At 68.9% G+C, this 14,005-nt stretch carries 17 protein-coding genes; 4 read left to right on the top strand and 13 right to left on the bottom strand.

Features of this window, described 5'->3' with window-relative positions; genetic code table 11:
* Nucleotides 1-29: 29 nt before the first annotated feature.
* Nucleotides 30-494, top strand: coding sequence for a hypothetical protein (locus ACQEU1_RS36790; RefSeq protein WP_433212545.1), 465 nt, complete (start codon nt 30-32; stop codon nt 492-494).
* A gap of 4 nt (nt 495-498) precedes the next feature.
* Here the strand turns inward: ACQEU1_RS36790 and ACQEU1_RS36785 are convergent, their stop codons facing one another.
* The 10 genes from ACQEU1_RS36785 to ACQEU1_RS36740 form a co-directional block, all read right to left on the bottom strand.
* Nucleotides 499-1,011, bottom strand: coding sequence for a hypothetical protein (locus ACQEU1_RS36785; protein WP_433212542.1), 513 nt, complete (start codon nt 1,009-1,011; stop codon nt 499-501).
* A complete protein-coding gene (locus tag ACQEU1_RS36780; protein ID WP_433212539.1) occupies nt 1,008-1,580 on the bottom strand; it encodes an AAA family ATPase in 573 nt (190 codons plus the stop codon). Before ACQEU1_RS36780 ends, ACQEU1_RS36785 begins: the two co-directional genes overlap by 4 nt.
* A gap of 83 nt (nt 1,581-1,663) precedes the next feature.
* A complete protein-coding gene (locus tag ACQEU1_RS36775) occupies nt 1,664-1,867 on the bottom strand; it encodes a cold-shock protein (RefSeq protein ID WP_285639201.1) in 204 nt (67 codons plus the stop codon).
* Nucleotides 1,868-2,036: 169 nt separating this feature from the next.
* Nucleotides 2,037-2,552, bottom strand: a complete 516-nt coding sequence (locus tag ACQEU1_RS36770; protein WP_433212535.1) for a hypothetical protein — start codon at nt 2,550-2,552, stop codon at nt 2,037-2,039.
* 36 nt (nt 2,553-2,588) lie between these two features.
* Nucleotides 2,589-3,635 carry a Gfo/Idh/MocA family protein gene (locus ACQEU1_RS36765; RefSeq protein ID WP_433212532.1) on the bottom strand — a complete coding sequence of 349 codons (1,047 nt, stop codon included), beginning with the start codon at nt 3,633-3,635 and terminating at the stop codon, nt 2,589-2,591.
* 5 nt (nt 3,636-3,640) lie between these two features.
* Nucleotides 3,641-4,111: a hypothetical protein gene (locus ACQEU1_RS36760; protein ID WP_433212529.1), complete on the bottom strand. Its 471-nt coding sequence runs from the start codon at nt 4,109-4,111 to the stop codon at nt 3,641-3,643.
* Nucleotides 4,108-4,935 (bottom strand): carbohydrate ABC transporter permease, encoded by an 828-nt coding sequence (locus ACQEU1_RS36755; RefSeq protein ID WP_433212526.1) that lies wholly within the window; start codon nt 4,933-4,935, stop codon nt 4,108-4,110. The genes ACQEU1_RS36760 and ACQEU1_RS36755 overlap by 4 nt, the downstream gene beginning before the upstream one ends.
* A complete protein-coding gene (locus ACQEU1_RS36750; protein WP_433212523.1) occupies nt 4,932-5,744 on the bottom strand; it encodes a carbohydrate ABC transporter permease in 813 nt (270 codons plus the stop codon). Before ACQEU1_RS36750 ends, ACQEU1_RS36755 begins: the two co-directional genes overlap by 4 nt.
* Nucleotides 5,744-6,997 (bottom strand): ABC transporter substrate-binding protein, encoded by a 1,254-nt coding sequence (locus ACQEU1_RS36745; RefSeq protein WP_433212520.1) that lies wholly within the window; start codon nt 6,995-6,997, stop codon nt 5,744-5,746. The genes ACQEU1_RS36750 and ACQEU1_RS36745 overlap by 1 nt, the downstream gene beginning before the upstream one ends.
* 9 nt (nt 6,998-7,006) lie before the next feature.
* Nucleotides 7,007-8,272 (bottom strand): Gfo/Idh/MocA family protein, encoded by a 1,266-nt coding sequence (locus ACQEU1_RS36740; protein WP_433212517.1) that lies wholly within the window; start codon nt 8,270-8,272, stop codon nt 7,007-7,009.
* 108 nt (nt 8,273-8,380) lie between these two features.
* Between ACQEU1_RS36740 and ACQEU1_RS36735 the strand changes: the two genes are divergently transcribed.
* Entirely contained in the window at nt 8,381-9,286 is a 906-nt protein-coding gene (locus ACQEU1_RS36735) for a nucleoside hydrolase (RefSeq protein WP_433212514.1), read from the top strand.
* Nucleotides 9,287-9,340: 54 nt separating this feature from the next.
* Here the strand turns inward: ACQEU1_RS36735 and ACQEU1_RS36730 are convergent, their stop codons facing one another.
* The 3 genes from ACQEU1_RS36730 to ACQEU1_RS36720 all read right to left on the bottom strand — a co-directional run bounded on the left by ACQEU1_RS36730 (nt 9,341) and on the right by ACQEU1_RS36720 (nt 11,897).
* A complete protein-coding gene (locus ACQEU1_RS36730) occupies nt 9,341-10,807 on the bottom strand; it encodes a hypothetical protein (protein ID WP_433212511.1) in 1,467 nt (488 codons plus the stop codon).
* An 84-nt stretch (nt 10,808-10,891) separates the two neighbouring features.
* On the bottom strand, nt 10,892-11,359 hold the full coding sequence (locus ACQEU1_RS36725; protein WP_433212508.1) for a hypothetical protein: 468 nt from the start codon (nt 11,357-11,359) through the stop codon (nt 10,892-10,894).
* 25 nt (nt 11,360-11,384) lie between these two features.
* Complete coding sequence (locus ACQEU1_RS36720) at nt 11,385-11,897, bottom strand: N-acetyltransferase family protein (RefSeq protein ID WP_433212505.1); 513 nt, start codon at nt 11,895-11,897, stop codon at nt 11,385-11,387.
* Between the two features lie 77 nt (nt 11,898-11,974).
* Between ACQEU1_RS36720 and ACQEU1_RS36715 the strand changes: the two genes are divergently transcribed.
* The gene (locus ACQEU1_RS36715; RefSeq protein WP_382440032.1) at nt 11,975-12,421 is read left to right on the top strand and encodes a winged helix-turn-helix transcriptional regulator; all 447 of its coding nucleotides are present in this window, start codon (nt 11,975-11,977) and stop codon (nt 12,419-12,421) included.
* A gap of 86 nt (nt 12,422-12,507) precedes the next feature.
* Nucleotides 12,508-13,968 (top strand): alkaline phosphatase family protein, encoded by a 1,461-nt coding sequence (locus ACQEU1_RS36710; protein WP_433212501.1) that lies wholly within the window; start codon nt 12,508-12,510, stop codon nt 13,966-13,968.
* Nucleotides 13,969-14,005 lie beyond the last annotated feature (37 nt).

The following is a 14,005-nucleotide window of genomic DNA, read 5'->3' as shown; positions in this document are numbered from 1 at the left end:
TGCAGATGCCCGCAGGTACGAACGAAGGCATGCCGAAACTGCTGAGCATCGCCACCGTCCTGCTCGCGACCGCCGCCCTCACGGCCTCCCCCGCGCTGGCCGACCCGGAGCCCGCTCCCGCGCCCGCGAAGGCCACCGCCGACTTCCGGGAAGCGGTCTTCACGCCCGTTGACGGGGTGATCGACTTCGAGGAGACGGCCGAGGGCATCAAGGTCGCCGGCACGTTCCAGAAGGGCTTCGCGTCCGAGCTGCCGTCGGACTACCAGCTGGTGGTGCTCGACGGCGCCGAGGTGGTGCTGGACCTCAGCAAGGACTTCCAGAAGGTCGCCGAGATCGAGGCGCCCCAGGTGGCCGAGTTCACGTTCGTCGCGAAGACCAAGCAGAAGATCGCCGACATCCGCAACGAGGACGTGGTCGTGCGTCAGCTCGTGAACGTGGCGGCGGGCATCAAGGTGCAGGCAGAGATCGGCCGGGCGAAGATCGAGAAGCCCTAGTGCCTCAGCGGGCGTCCTCGTGGTGCAGCGAGGGCGCCCGTCCGTCCAACGCCCGCTCGACGGCCTCCAGCACGGCGCGGTTCGTGCGCTGCGTGGCGTCGTGAGCGAAGTGCGCGAGCAGGACCTGCTGCGTCGGATGCGGCAGCACGGGATCTGGCACCGGCGCCGACGTGTGCACCTCCACCACCGGCGCTCCTTCTGCCAGAAGGTGCCGCACGGCGTTGAGAACACCCACGCGGTAGTTCGCATGCACCCAGGCCACGAGCAGGTTCACCGGGTGGCCTTCGAGCTCGTAGCCGACCTCGGTGGCGAGCTTCGCCGGCTCGGCCCAGTCGGCGCGCACCCAGGTCGGGCGGTGGCCGCGGGTGAGCGACGCCCGCGCGGCACGTCCGGGACCGTCGTCGGCTGTCAGCGGCTGCGTGCGGGAAGGCAGCACCACCCGCCACTCGCGCGCCACGAGCTGCGCGGCACACCCGGCCAGCATGCCTGTCCCGCCGAGCACCAGAGCCGTTCTCACCGCGCACGCTCCCGTCCGACCGAGGCGAGCGGCCCCGCGAGCCACCGCTCCACCTGACCCTGTCCGCGCAACCGCACGACCACGACCTCGTCGACCAGGGCGAGCGCCCGTGCCCGGTTGCGCCAGTAGCTCTTCCAGCCCCACCGCAGGATGTGCCCGGAGTCCGTGAACACCGACCGCAGCGGCGATTCCTGGTTACCGTTCCACAACTCCACCCTGCCCGCGCGCCGCCTGATCGTGCGAGCCACCAACCGGCCCATCACGACGGGGAAGCGGTGGTCGAGCCACACGACGGTGTCCGCGCGGGCCAGCAACGCCGGGCGCGCGGCCTTGTACTGGTACTCGGTGACCCAGTGGTCCTCGCCGGCGAACGCCAGGACCTCGTCGAGGAACTCCGGCCGGGGCGTCCACCGCGGCCCCCAGTGCAGGGAGTCGAGCTCGACGCACCTCAGGTCACGCGCGGAGGCGATGCGCCGGCACATCGTCGACTTGCCGGATCCGGCGTTGCCGGCGACCAGGACGCGCCGGGGCACGTGCGGCAGCGGATCGGCTGGTCCGAGCAACGGCATCGGGCCAGGCTAGGGGAAACGCAGTGATCACAACAGAAAACGCGGGGCCCCCAGGAGGGAGCCCCGCGTTTTCGAAACCAACGTCAGAGAGCGTTGACGTTCGTCGCCTGCGGGCCCTTCTGGCCCTGCGTGATGTCGAACGTGACGCGCTGGTTCTCCTCGAGGCTGCGGTAGCCGCTGCCGTTGAGAGCCGAGTAGTGGACGAAGACGTCAGCGCCGCCGTCCTCGGGGGCGATGAAGCCGAAGCCCTTTTCGGCGTTGAACCACTTGACGGTGCCGTTAGCCATGTACTGCTTCTCCTTGCGTACTGAAGAACGAGCCGCACTGTGCGGCCGCTCCGTGGTTGGTCATGAGCCTGCCCCAACCGCGAAGGAGGAGAAGCGCTCGCAACTGAAGTTCGGCGAGCGTGGAATACACGAACACAAAACCGCAACCAACGCTGAAGTATACCCCAGTTCAGCGGCGCTTGCTCTGGGGTACCGCGAACCGCTGCTGCATGACCGAGATGCGGAGAACGAGGAAGCAGGCGAGCCCGGCCGCGCCGATCGCGCAGAGGGTCGACAGCGTCGAGAACACCACGTAGGCGGGGGTGTCGAGGAGCAACGACTCCAGCACGTCGCAGGCCACCATGGCGAGGAACCCGTACTGCCAGGGCTTGATCAACGGGCTCGCCACGCGCTCGGCGAACGGCACGTCGCGCTGCGCCGGGTCACTTGCCTTCCACACCTGCGGCACCGTCCGCACGCCGTGCAACGCGATCGCCTCGGCGTTGTGCGTCACGCCGCGGAACCACACGAAGAACGCCACGCCCGCCGGGATGACCAGCATGATGGCGAGGAAGCTCCACGACGACGAGCCGCCCTGCCAGTCGTTGACCGTGCCCCACACCGACTCGGCGGCGACCAGCGCGATCAGGCCCATGGCGACGTAACCGGTGATCCGGACGTCCTTCAGGTCGATGTAGGTGCTCAACGCAAGTCTCCCCGACGCGGCGTTCTGCGCGGCACCCTACCGTCCGAATCCGCAGCCCAGTTCCTCGAAGGTGGCGAGCTTCTCGGCGGCCCGCACGACCACCTCGTCGATGCCGTCGAGCACCACCCGGTCCCCCACCCGGCGGGCGGGCAGCAGCGGCACGTCGGCCTTGCCGCACTGCTCGGCGACCAGCGTGAACGCCCGTGCGGCCGCCAGTGGCGCGACCAGGGGCTCGCCGGTCTGCCGGTGCCGGATGAGGTTCTCCAGGAGGTCGACGTTCGGCGGTGTGGCCATGCGGTGGTCGTTGACCGTCAGCCTGTCGTCGTCGTACCACCACACGGCCTGCCCGAGCGTCCCGTGCACCAACACGACCGGTGGCAACGATGTCGTGGCGCACAGCGTGGTGGCGACCACGACCGGAGGCGCGTCATCGGCCGTGATCCGGACACAGGCCGTGTCGTCCGCGGTGATCGTGTCGCGGCATCGGTAGAGCTCCAGCTCGACAGCGATGTCGGCTCGTTCCTCGACATCGGCGAGCAGCAGCGCGTTCTGCAAAGCGTGCGCGAACGGGTTCACGAGCGTGCCGTCGTCGCCTTGCCGTCCGGCCCACTCGGACCGTTCGTAGTAGGAGTCCGTGCGCACCCAACGGCCCGCGGCACCGATACCGGTGATGTCGCCCAACGCACCGGAGCCGATCAACGAGCAGAGGCGCCGGTACGAGCCGGTGCCCTGGGTCTGGAACCCGACCTGGCACACGAGGCCGCGTTCGCTCGCGGCCGACGAGATCTCCTCGAAGTCCGGCACCGACAGCACGGCCGGTTTCTCGACCAGCACGTCGCAGCCGAGGTCGAACGCCTCCAGCGCGAGGTCGCGGTGCGTCCAGGGCGGTGAGGAGATCACGACGACCTCCGGGTGCAGCTCGGCCGCGAGCGACGTCAGGTCCGGATAGGACGGCACGGGCACGTCCACGTCCGCCACGTCGACCACGCCCACGAACGTCGCCAGCCCGTCGTGCCCGAGCCGGACGAGGTTGTCCACGTGCCGCGCACCATGTCCCCGAGCACCGACCAGCGCAACACGCATCGCTCTCACCCTTCTCGGGCAGGCTCGGCCGCCAGCGCCAGGGGTCCGCCGATCACCAGCGCCAGCGGAGGCAGGGCCCACACCAGCACACCGGCGACCACCAACGCGGCCATCAGCATCAGCCGAGGTGCTTCGAATTTCAATGCGCCGCGCCAACCTAGACACGTTTGCGACAACATCCAGGCTCCGGCGACGGCCGAAGCGGCCAACACGGCCACCCGAACGGGCAATGGCGCGGGCAGCACCGTGACCACTAGGAGGACGTCGAGCACGAGCACGGCCCACCCGAGACCGAAGAGCACGCCCGGCACCCACTGGACGCGCAGCACCGTCCAGAACCGGCCGACGGGGAGGTCTCCGCGCAGCACCTCGCGGGCCGCGCCGAACGCCGAGAACGCCGTCACGAGCGGCAGGGAGGCGACGAACACGAACAGCCCGAGCAGCAGGACGTCCGCGAACTCCTCCAGCCGTCTCATCCCTTCAGCCCCGTCGTCGCCACGCCCGCGACCAGGAACCGCTGGAACGCCAGGAAGAACAGCCCGATCGGCACCAGCGACAGCACCGACATCGCGAACATGGGCCCGTACGAGGACGACGACGTCTGGTCGATGTAGAGCCTCAGGCCCATCGGGATCGTGTAGTTCTCCGTCGACGACAGGTAGATCAGCTGGGAGAAGAAGTCGTTCCAGGTCCAGATGAACGTGAAGATCGCCGTCGTCACCAGCGCGGGCCTCGACAGCGGCAGGACCACGTACCGGAAGGCGCGGACCGGCCCGCAGCCGTCGATCTTCGCGGCGTCGTCCAGCTCGCCCGGGATGCCGCGCATGAACTGCACCATCAGAAACACGAAGAACGCGTCGGTCGCGAGCACCTTGGGCAGGACCAGCGGCACGAACGTGTCGACCATCCCCAGCTGCTGGAACACCACGTACTGCGGGATGAGCGTGACGTGCGCCGGCAGCATGATCGTGACCAGCGCGAACGCGAACAGCGGCCCGGACAGCCGGAACCGCAGCCGGGCGAACGCGTAGGCGGCGAGCGAGCACGACACCACGTTGCCGGCCACCGCTCCGGACGCCACGACCGTCGAGTTGCCGAGGAACGTCCAGAACGACTCGCCGCCCGCGCCTTCGAGCGCCCCCGCGTAGCCGTCGGCCGTCACGCGCCCCGGGAAGAGCGCGCGCAGGTTCGCCACCAGGTCCTCGACGGGAGTCAGCGACGCCGAGACCAGCCACACGATCGGATACAGCACCAACGCCAGCGCTGCCAGGCACAGGAGAACGGTCGCGGCCCGCTTCATCGCTCGTCCCCGTAGAACACCCAGTACCGCGAGGTCCGGAACAGCACGGCGGTGATCAGCGCGACCGCCACCAGCAGCACCCACGCCATCGCCGACGCGTAGCCCATGCGGAACTCCGTGAACCCGCGTTCGTACAGGTAGAGCGTGTAGAACAGGGTCGAGTCCGCCGGTCCCCCGCGGCCGCCGCTCACCACGAACGCCTGCGTGAACGCCTGGAACGCGTGGATCGTCTCCAGCACCAGGTTGAAGAACAGCACCGGCGACAGCATCGGCAGCGTGATCGACGCGAGCCGGCGCCACCACCCGGCCCCGTCGACCGCCGCCGCGTCGAAGAGATCGCGCGGGATCTGCTGCAACCCGGCCAGGAAGATCACCATCGGGGCGCCGAACTGCCACGCGGACAGCAGCACGACGGTGACCAGCGCGGTGTCCGGTGTGTCGACCCAGGTGTCGAAGATCGCCCGCCACGCGAGCGCCAGCCCGACCGACGCGCCCAGCAGCGAGGGCGCGTAGAAGGCCGACCGGAAGAACGCCTGTCCCTTGCCGCGCAACGAGTTCAGCAGCAGCGCGACGGCCAGTGCGATGAGCAGTTTCAACGGCACCGACCACGCGACGTACCGGAGCGTCACTCCGACCGAGTCGAGGTAGCGCGGGTCGCCGAACAGCCTGGCGTAGTTGTCGAGGCCGACCCACCTCGGTTCGTTGAACAGGTCGTAGTCGGTGAACGACAGGTACAGCGACACGACCATGGGTGCGACGGTGAGTCCGATGGCGCCGAGCAGCCACGGCGCCAGGAACAGGTACGGCACTACCTCAGTGCCTCTTCCGCGTCGCGCCAGAACTCGTCCAGCGCCTGGTCGATGCTCTTCTTGCCGAACACGACCTCTTCGTGTTTGCGCTGCATCAGCTTGTAGATCGTGCCGTCACCCTTGGGCGGGGCGGGCGGCGCGTCACCCAGTTCGGCGTCGACGGACTTCTGGTAGTCGAAGACGACCTTGTTGGCGCCGCTGAGGTTCTGCGCGACGGCCTCGCGGATCTTGAGGTTCGCGGGCAGGCCGCGGTTGGCGCCGAGGATCCTGCCCGCGTCCGGGTCGTTCAGCAGGAAGTCGATCAGCTTCACCGCCGCGTCCCTGTGCTTGGTGCGGGCGGACGCGCTGATGAGCTGCGACGGTTTGCGGTACGAGCCGAGCGTTTCCTTGCTGTCACTCGGGTACGGGCCTAGCTTCAGCTCATCGGGTCGCACGGTGTTGTAGCCGCCGTACAGGCTGTCGTAGCTGTGTTCGGACGCCGACAGCCTCTTGCCCATCGGGGTCTGCTCGGCGCCGGCGTTCAGCGTGGTCACCAGCTCGGCGGAGGTGGTCGCGTTGCCGTCGCGGAAATCCTTGGAGAGCTGCCAGAACGCCTTGAGGTCGTCCTTGCCGTAGCCGAGCTTCCCGTTGTCGTACAACGCTTTGCCGCGCTGCCGCAGCCAGGTCTCGAAGACGTCCTCCGTGCCGCCGAAGTCGGTCGAGCCGGCGATCCCGGTGCTCGCCTGGATCTTCGCCGCGGACGCCTTGTAGTCGGCCCAGGTCCAGCCGAGCCGCGGTTCGGGCACGCCGGCCTTCTCGAACAGCTTCGGGTCGTAGACGATCGTGGTGGCGTTCTGCGCCAACGGCAGCGCGACCTGCTTGTCGTCGAGCTTGCCGCTGCCGACGAAGCCCTGGTTCCAGTCCTGGGTCCGGATCTCCCCGCCCACGAACGGGGTCAGGTCCAGCAGGACGTTGCGGCCCGCGTACTCGTTGAGGTAGCGGTAGTCCATCTGGATCACGTCAGGCGCGTTGCCGCCGGCGATCTCGGTGGAGAGCTTCTCGAAGTAGTTCTGGAAGTTCTGGAACGAGGTCGCGACCTTGATCCCGGGGTTGCGGCTCTCGAACAGCCGCACCGCCTCGTTCGTGATCTTCGCACGGTCGTCGTTGCCCCACCAGATGAACCTGATCTCGGCCTGACCGCTCGCCGAACCGCCGCCGCCACACCCGGCCGCCACGAACGCGCCGCCGAGCACCAAGGCCAGAGCCTTGCGCACGTTGTCTCCTCATCTGAGATCGATCACGTCGACGACGTGGACCGGTTCCCCGGTCTCGAAGCTGCGGTTGGCGGCGAAACCGGTCAGCAGCGAGAGCGTGCCGTCGTAGTGCGTTGCCTTGCGTCCCAACGGGTCTTCTTGTCCGGACGGGCCGTAGAGCGCGTCGACCATGCGCTGGTCGGCGCCTCCGTGCCCGTCCCGGTCGTAGTCGAGCGGGATGTCCTCGCGTTCCTCGAACAGCCGGTGCACCGAGAGCGTGGCCCAGCCCTGCTCGGGGTTGGCGTTCTTGCCGTGCACGGACGGGTCCTGGCCGGACACCCAGGAGTTCTCGACGACTTCGAGTTCGAGGCGGCCCCTGCTGCCGTTGACCATCAGCCGGTAGCCCTCCCACGGCGAGTAGGCCGTGAGGTGGTAGGTGAGGTTCGCTCCGCTGGCGTACCGGACGAGCACCGACATATCGTCCTCAATGGACACACCGGGTTCGAACGGGTTCTGGTCACGCCGATAGCCGTCTTCGTGCCGTGCGTCCACATAGAGCTTCTTGAGCCAGTCGTTCTGTTCCAGCTTGATGTCGAAACGGTCGTCGCCCGCGTATCCGTGGCGTTCGCCGTTCTCGTCGCCGTAGAAGAACAACCGGCCGTGCGCGTAGACCGTCTCCGGAACGCTGCCGACCCACCAGTTGAGCAGGTCGAAGTGATGGGTCGCCTTGTGCACCATGAGGCCGCCGGAGTTGGCCTTGTCGCGGTGCCAGCGGCGGAAGTAGTCGGCGCCGTGCCGGGTGTCGAGCAGCCACTCGAAGTGCACGGACCCGATCTCCCCGACAGCGCCGTCCGCGAGCAGCGCGCGCACCTTCTCGTGAATCGGGTTGTAGCGGTAGTTGAAGGTGACCGTGACGTTGCCATCGTTGCGTTGCACCGCATCGAGGATCTTGCGCGCCGATGGGACGTCCGTCGTCATCGGCTTCTCCGTCACGACGTCGCAGCCCGCGTCCAACGCCTCGACGATGTACGTGTCGTGGTAGCGGTCGACCGTGGTCACGACGACGACGTCGACCCGTTGCTCGTCGAGCATCTTGAGGAAGTCGTCCGCGTCGTAGGTGGGCACCGGCTCGACCCCCAGTTCGGCGAGCCGGTCGTTGTGGACGTTCATGCGGGTGCGGTTCACATCGGCGAACGCCACGAGCTCGCACGTGGCGGAGTGTTCGACCGCGATGGCGTGGACGTGCCGCTCGGCCCGCGATCCCGTCCCGACCACCGCGTACCGCCTGCGCACCATCCCCAGCCTCCTCTGCAAACGTTTTCCCCACGCTAGTCGCACCCGCCCTGACCTCGTCAAGGGTTCGACGTAAAGGTTTTCGGTTGTTTCATCGGCGAGGATGGGACCATGCCGACTCCTGTGGTGCTCGACTGCGACCCCGGCCACGACGACGCGATCGCGATCCTGCTCGCGGCCGGCTCACCCGAGATCGACCTGCGCGCGATCACCACTGTGGCCGCGAACCAGACCCTGGACAAGGTCACCTCGAACGCTCAGCGCCTCTGCACGGCCGCCGGAATTTCGGTGCCGATCGCGCGTGGCAGCGCACAACCGCTGGTGCGCCCCCTCCACGTGGCGCAGGACATCCACGGAGAGTCCGGAATGGACGGTCCGGCGTTCGGCGAGGTGACCGTCGGCGTGGTGCCGGACCACGCGATCGACCTGATGCACGCGCACATGCCGGCGACCCTGGTGGCGACCGGCGCGTTGACGAACGTGGCCCTGTACCTGCGCCGCCACGGACCGTCCGCCGTGCGCGAGATCGTGCTCATGGGCGGCTCGACCGACCGCGGCAACACCACGCCGTACGCGGAGTTCAACATCTACGTCGACCCGGAGGCGGCCGCGATCGTGTTCGCGAGCGGCGTGCCGATCACCATGGTCGGGCTGAACGTGACGCACCAGGCGCTGGTGACGCCCGAGATCGTGACGCGGTTGAACGCCCTCGGCCCGCTCGGCCGGATCTGCGGCGACCTGATGACGTTCTTCGCCGCCACCTACCGCGAGGTGTTCGGGTTCGCCGCGCCACCGCTGCACGACCCGGTCGCTGTGGCGCGGGTGATCGACCCGTCGCTGGTCACGTGCGTCGACGCGTTCGTGGGCATCGAGACGACGGGCACGTTCACGCGCGGAGCGACGGTCGTGGACCTGCACGGCCGGCTGGGCCGCGAGCCGAACGCCCGTGTGGCCGTGGGCCTCGACGTGGACCGGTTCTTCGACCTGGTGATCGACTCCGTCGGACGCCTCACGTGAACGAGAAAGGGCCGCGACCCGAGGAGGTCGCGGCCCTTCGTCGTTGCGTTCAGGTCAGCTGACGGACTTGTCGCCCAGCACGGCCCACTGGCTCCAGCCGGCCTTCTCCTTGTAGAAGCGGCGGATCAGCTTGCCGTCGTCGGTGCGGGCGAACACCTCGACCGTCTTGGTCTGCGCGTGGTACATCGCGGTCGGCGGCGCGGTGACCTTGGTGGTGCCGAGCTTCGCCCACGGCGTCCAGCCCTTGTCGACGGCCCGCGAGTGCTCGACGTAGCCGCCCTCGCCGAGCTGCACGACGTCGATGGAGCCCGTGGTGGAGTTGTAGACCGCGGCCGGCGCGCCGGTGCCCTTGCCGCCGAGCGTCGTCCAGGTGCCCGCCGCGTACTGCTCGACGCTGCCGGACTCGCCGCGGACGAAGACCTGGTCGATGGCGACGCTCGGGTCGCTGACGATCTTCTTGTCGCCCTGGTCGGCCCACGCGGTGCCGTCCCACTTGACGAGCTTGCCGTCGGCGGAGCGGGCGTAGACGTCCTTGTCGGCGACGGCCGGGTTGCCCTCGATCTTGCGGTCGCCCAGGGGCGCCCACTTGTCGGTGAAGCGCAGCAGCAGGCCGTCCTCGGCGCGGGCGAGGACCTCGACGGCCTTGGTCTTGTCGTTCCAGCTGAGGACCGGCTGGCCCGCGACGGCGGTGTCGCCGAGCGCGACCCACTGGCCGTCGGTGCGCCGGTAGACCTTGCCGTCGGTGCCGCGCGCGAACACCTCGACGATCTTCGTCTCCGGGTTCATCAGCGCGACCGGGTCGCCCGCGAAGACCTCGTGGCCGAGCTGCTGCCAGCCCGCCCAGCGGCTCGTCTTGTGGAAGTTCGTCATGACGCTGCCGTCGGTGCCGCGCGCGAAGATCTCCAGCTGCTGCTGGCCGGTGTTGGAGATCTGCGGGCCGGAGGCGACGACGACCTTGTCCGTGAGCGCGGTCTCGCTGCCGGTGCCGGCGCTGCCCGCTTCGAGGATGCCGTTGTAGCGCAACGGCACGTACATGCGGGCCGTGCTCGCGCTCCACACGCGCTGGACGGTCCTGGCGCCGTCCGGGCCGGCCTGCTCGCGCACGATGGGGCGCGTCTTGGCCGCGTCGGCCCAGCCGATGAACAGCGCGACGTGGTTCTCGCGGTCGTTGAGCGCGTCGCCGGGACGGAGGTCCGCCCAGTCGATGCGGTGCGCGACCTGCTCGAGGATGTGCGTGGTGTAGGAGATGCGCAGGCCCCAGGCCATCGAGACGAAGCCGGAGCAGTCGGTGCGGTAGGCGCCGTACTTGTTGCCGAAGCAGTCGCTCTGGCTGTACGGCACGCGGGCGCTGATCCACGTGCGCGAGCGGGCGAGGACCTCGCTGCGCGTGATCTTGGTGTTCGCCTGGTACGTCCCGCAGACCACGCCGCCCTCGGCGGCGACCGCCACGTCGGGCATCGCCAGCGTCGAGCCGAACGTGATGGCCGCGGCGGCTACCGCCAACATCCCCCACCGTTTCATGCCGGTCACGGTAGCAAGACGATGTGAAGTTTTGGTCCGGTCGAACGTCTTGGTTTTAGACCGTTCACCGCTTGTTGGCGATGATCACCCATGATCGCTCACGCTGAGGTACCGGCGCGGTACGTACAGCTCAGCAGTGCTGTCGTAGGGGTAGTGAACGGCGCGCAGCCGCGTGCGATGACCGCCGGCCTGTTCGTAGCACCAGTAGAGACCCGGCTCTTCGGCCCAGCCCGCGAAGATCACCACGTGCCGGGTCAGGTTGGTGCCGTCGGCGCGGATGACGACGTCACCCACCGTCAGCGCGCTCGCGGGGATCCGGGCGCTCACCCCGGCGAGACCAGGGGTGTCGAGGCCTCCGTGCCGGTGCTCGGGTCTGCCTGGGAGCGCCCACGCCATCGACACGAACCCGGAGCAGTCGGCGCGGTAGACGCCGTGCTCGTTCTCGTGGAAGCTCGTCTGGCTGTACGGCACCTCGTCGCGCAGCCACGATCCCGCGCGCTCGACGATCTCGGAGCGGTGGATCAGGCGGCCGGCTGCCCGTGCGGTCGTCACGCCGGCCATGGTCGGACCGGGATCTCTAGATTTCCTGCAGGCTTTCTACAAGGTCCGCGTCGCTGATCTCGGCGGTCACCCAGGCCAGCGGGTAGCTCAGCTCGATGGTGTCGACCTCTCTCTTGAGCCGCACGCCGGGCAGCACCTTGCGGACGAGCGCGAGCATCGCGTGGTTGTCGGGCAGGACGTCGCCGTGCAGCTCGGCGACCCCCATCCTGGCCGCGACGGCGGTGAGCTCCTCCAGCAGCGCCCGCCCCACGCCCCTGCGCTGCCACAGGTCGATCACGGCCACCGCGATCTCCGCGCCGCACTCGCCGGTCCTGATGACCCTGGCGATGCCGACGGGGTCACCGCCGACCCGTGCGCACACAGCCGCGTGCCGTTCGCCGTCGACGTCCACGAGCACTCGGCGCGCGGAGGCCGTCAGCCTCGGCGTCGGAGAGTGAAAGCGCAGGTAGCGACTTCGGGCGGACAGTCCTGCGAACACCGCGTCCACGGCTTCCGGCGCGGTGTCGCGGTCGAGCTCGGTGACGCGCATGAGGATCGGCCCTCCTGGGTTCGGAATCCGAACTGTAGCTGGGTTCGAAAATCGAACGCAAGGGATATCCTGGGTTCATGTCGTACTCGGACTTCTCGACGCTGCCGTGCACGCTGAGCCGCCCCGCGGCGTTGCTGGGCGAGCGCTGGACACTGCTGCTGCTCCGCCAGATCTTCCTGGGGACCCGCCGCTTCGAGGACTTCCAGGCGACGATGGACATCTCGCGCAGCGTCCTGACCGACCGCCTGAACGTGCTGCTGCAGGAGGACGTGCTCAAGCGCGTGCCCTATCACGAAGACGGCCGCACACGGCACGAATACCGCCTCACGGAGAAAGGCCGCGACCTCTACCCCGTGCTGATGGCGCTGCGCACATGGGGCGCGAAGTGGATGGCGCCCGACGAGGAGGAGTTCTTCCAGCTGCACCACCGCGACTGCGGCGGCGGCGTGCGCGCGAAGGTCGAGTGCACCGAGTGCGCGGCCGAGCTGACCGCGCGCGACGTGCAGGTGACGACCAGGCAGTGAACTTGTACTGACAACCGCCGAAGCCCGGGTGAACTTCGCGCGTGCTTCATTGCCGAATACGGTTTCAGGCCGCAAGTCTGCCTGTCATGACAAGAGCTGCTCTCGCGTTACTGCTGCCTCTCCTGCTGGTGACCCCGGCCGCCGTCGCGGCACCGGCGAAGACCCCGAAGGTGCTCGTGATCGGGCTCGACGGCGCCCGGTACGACAAGCTCGTCAGCGGCGACACCCCGAACGTGAAGGCGCTGCTGAACCGCGGGTACGGCGCCCGCAGCGCGCTGTACGGCTCGGGCATGGCCCAGACGTCCAGCGGCCCCGGCTGGTCGACGATCCTCACCGGCGTGTGGCCGGACAAGCACAAGGTGAAGGACAACTCCTTCGCCGGCAACGCCCTCACGTCGTACCCGAGCTGGCTGGAGCGCGCGAACACGGCGAACCCGGGCCTGTCGACGTACGCGGCGGTCGACTGGAAGCCGATCAGCGACCAGGTCCTGCGCTCCGGCCAGGACCGCAAGTACGTCCTCGACGGCGACGCGGCCGGGTACACCGGGTCGGACGAGAAGATCACCGTCGACGCCGAGCAGTACCTGCGTTCGGACGCCGCCGACGCGTCGTTCGTCTACCTCGGCCAGATCGACATCGCGGGCCACAACTACGGCGCCGACTCCTCGCAGTACGCGGCGGCGATGCGCACCAACGACGCGCAGATCGGCCGGCTGGTCCGCGCCATCGAGTCGCGGTCGACGTACGCGTCAGAAGACTGGCTGATCATGATCACCACCGACCACGGCCACACGGCGTCCGGCGGTCACGGCGGTGACTCGCCCGAGGAGCGCATGACGTTCGTGATCTCGACCGGCGCCGCCCGCCCGGCCGTGGCGCCGAAGCTGGTGGACGTGGCCGCGTCCGCGCTGAAGCACCTGGGTGTCTCGGCGGCGCTGGACGGCTACGCGCTCGGCAGCGCGCCGGTCGACCCGTTCGACTCGGTGACGCTGAAGCCGCGTCAGGACGAGACCGGCGTGCCGGCCTCGGTGCTGGGCTGGACGCGTCAGGGCCCGGCCGGCTGGACGGTCACCACGGCGTCGTCGATGCCGCAGGGCGTGGCGGAGTGGCAGGGCTGGTCGTTCACCACCGACGACTTCTGGACCCGTGCGGCGCCGTCGCAGTCGCGTGAGGCGAACGTGCGCGCGCGTGGTGTCTTCGCCGTCGCCGACCCGGACGAGTGGGACGACAAGGGCTCGCCGTCCGCGCGCGGCAAGTTCGACTCGACGCTCACCTCGCCCGCCTACGACGTGACCGGCAGGTTGTCGGTGAAGCTCGACTACTTCTCGCACTACCTGCAGGAGGGCACGCAGCGCGGCACGGTCTCGGTGTCGTTCGACGGCGGTCCCGCGCAGGTCGTCCGCACGCACAACGCGGACGGCATCGCGCAGCAGGTGTCGCTGAACGTGACCGTGCCCTCGGGCGCGCGCACGGCTCGCGTCTCGTGGCGGCTCTTCGACGCCGGCAACAACTGGTACTGGGCGGTCGACGCCCCTCGCCTGTCCTAGGTGGCGCGCTTCAGGGCGCACGGCAGGCCTGGTGAAC

Origin of the sequence: Lentzea sp. CA-135723, from assembly GCF_050936595.1 — a bacterium.
Classification (GTDB): domain Bacteria; phylum Actinomycetota; class Actinomycetes; order Mycobacteriales; family Pseudonocardiaceae; genus Lentzea.
This window is presented reverse-complemented; position numbering and strand designations above follow the sequence as displayed.

What these genes read in the sequence shown, in the direction of transcription:
- ACQEU1_RS36790 (WP_433212545.1), top strand. Translation starts at nt 30, where the DNA reads ATGCCGAAACTGCTGAGCATCGCCACCGTCCTGCTCGCGACCGCCGCC.
- ACQEU1_RS36780 (WP_433212539.1), bottom strand. Translation starts at nt 1,580, where the DNA reads ATGCCGTTGCTCGGACCAGCCGATCCGCTGCCGCACGTGCCCCGGCGC.
- ACQEU1_RS36775 (WP_285639201.1), bottom strand. Translation starts at nt 1,867, where the DNA reads ATGGCTAACGGCACCGTCAAGTGGTTCAACGCCGAAAAGGGCTTCGGC.
- ACQEU1_RS36765 (WP_433212532.1), bottom strand. Translation starts at nt 3,635, where the DNA reads ATGCGTGTTGCGCTGGTCGGTGCTCGGGGACATGGTGCGCGGCACGTG.
- ACQEU1_RS36760 (WP_433212529.1), bottom strand. Translation starts at nt 4,111, where the DNA reads ATGAGACGGCTGGAGGAGTTCGCGGACGTCCTGCTGCTCGGGCTGTTC.
- ACQEU1_RS36755 (WP_433212526.1), bottom strand. Translation starts at nt 4,935, where the DNA reads ATGAAGCGGGCCGCGACCGTTCTCCTGTGCCTGGCAGCGCTGGCGTTG.
- ACQEU1_RS36740 (WP_433212517.1), bottom strand. Translation starts at nt 8,272, where the DNA reads ATGGTGCGCAGGCGGTACGCGGTGGTCGGGACGGGATCGCGGGCCGAG.
- ACQEU1_RS36735 (WP_433212514.1), top strand. Translation starts at nt 8,381, where the DNA reads ATGCCGACTCCTGTGGTGCTCGACTGCGACCCCGGCCACGACGACGCG.
- ACQEU1_RS36730 (WP_433212511.1), bottom strand. Translation starts at nt 10,807, where the DNA reads ATGAAACGGTGGGGGATGTTGGCGGTAGCCGCCGCGGCCATCACGTTC.
- ACQEU1_RS36720 (WP_433212505.1), bottom strand. Translation starts at nt 11,897, where the DNA reads ATGCGCGTCACCGAGCTCGACCGCGACACCGCGCCGGAAGCCGTGGAC.
- ACQEU1_RS36715 (WP_382440032.1), top strand. Translation starts at nt 11,975, where the DNA reads ATGTCGTACTCGGACTTCTCGACGCTGCCGTGCACGCTGAGCCGCCCC.
- ACQEU1_RS36710 (WP_433212501.1), top strand. Translation starts at nt 12,508, where the DNA reads ATGACAAGAGCTGCTCTCGCGTTACTGCTGCCTCTCCTGCTGGTGACC.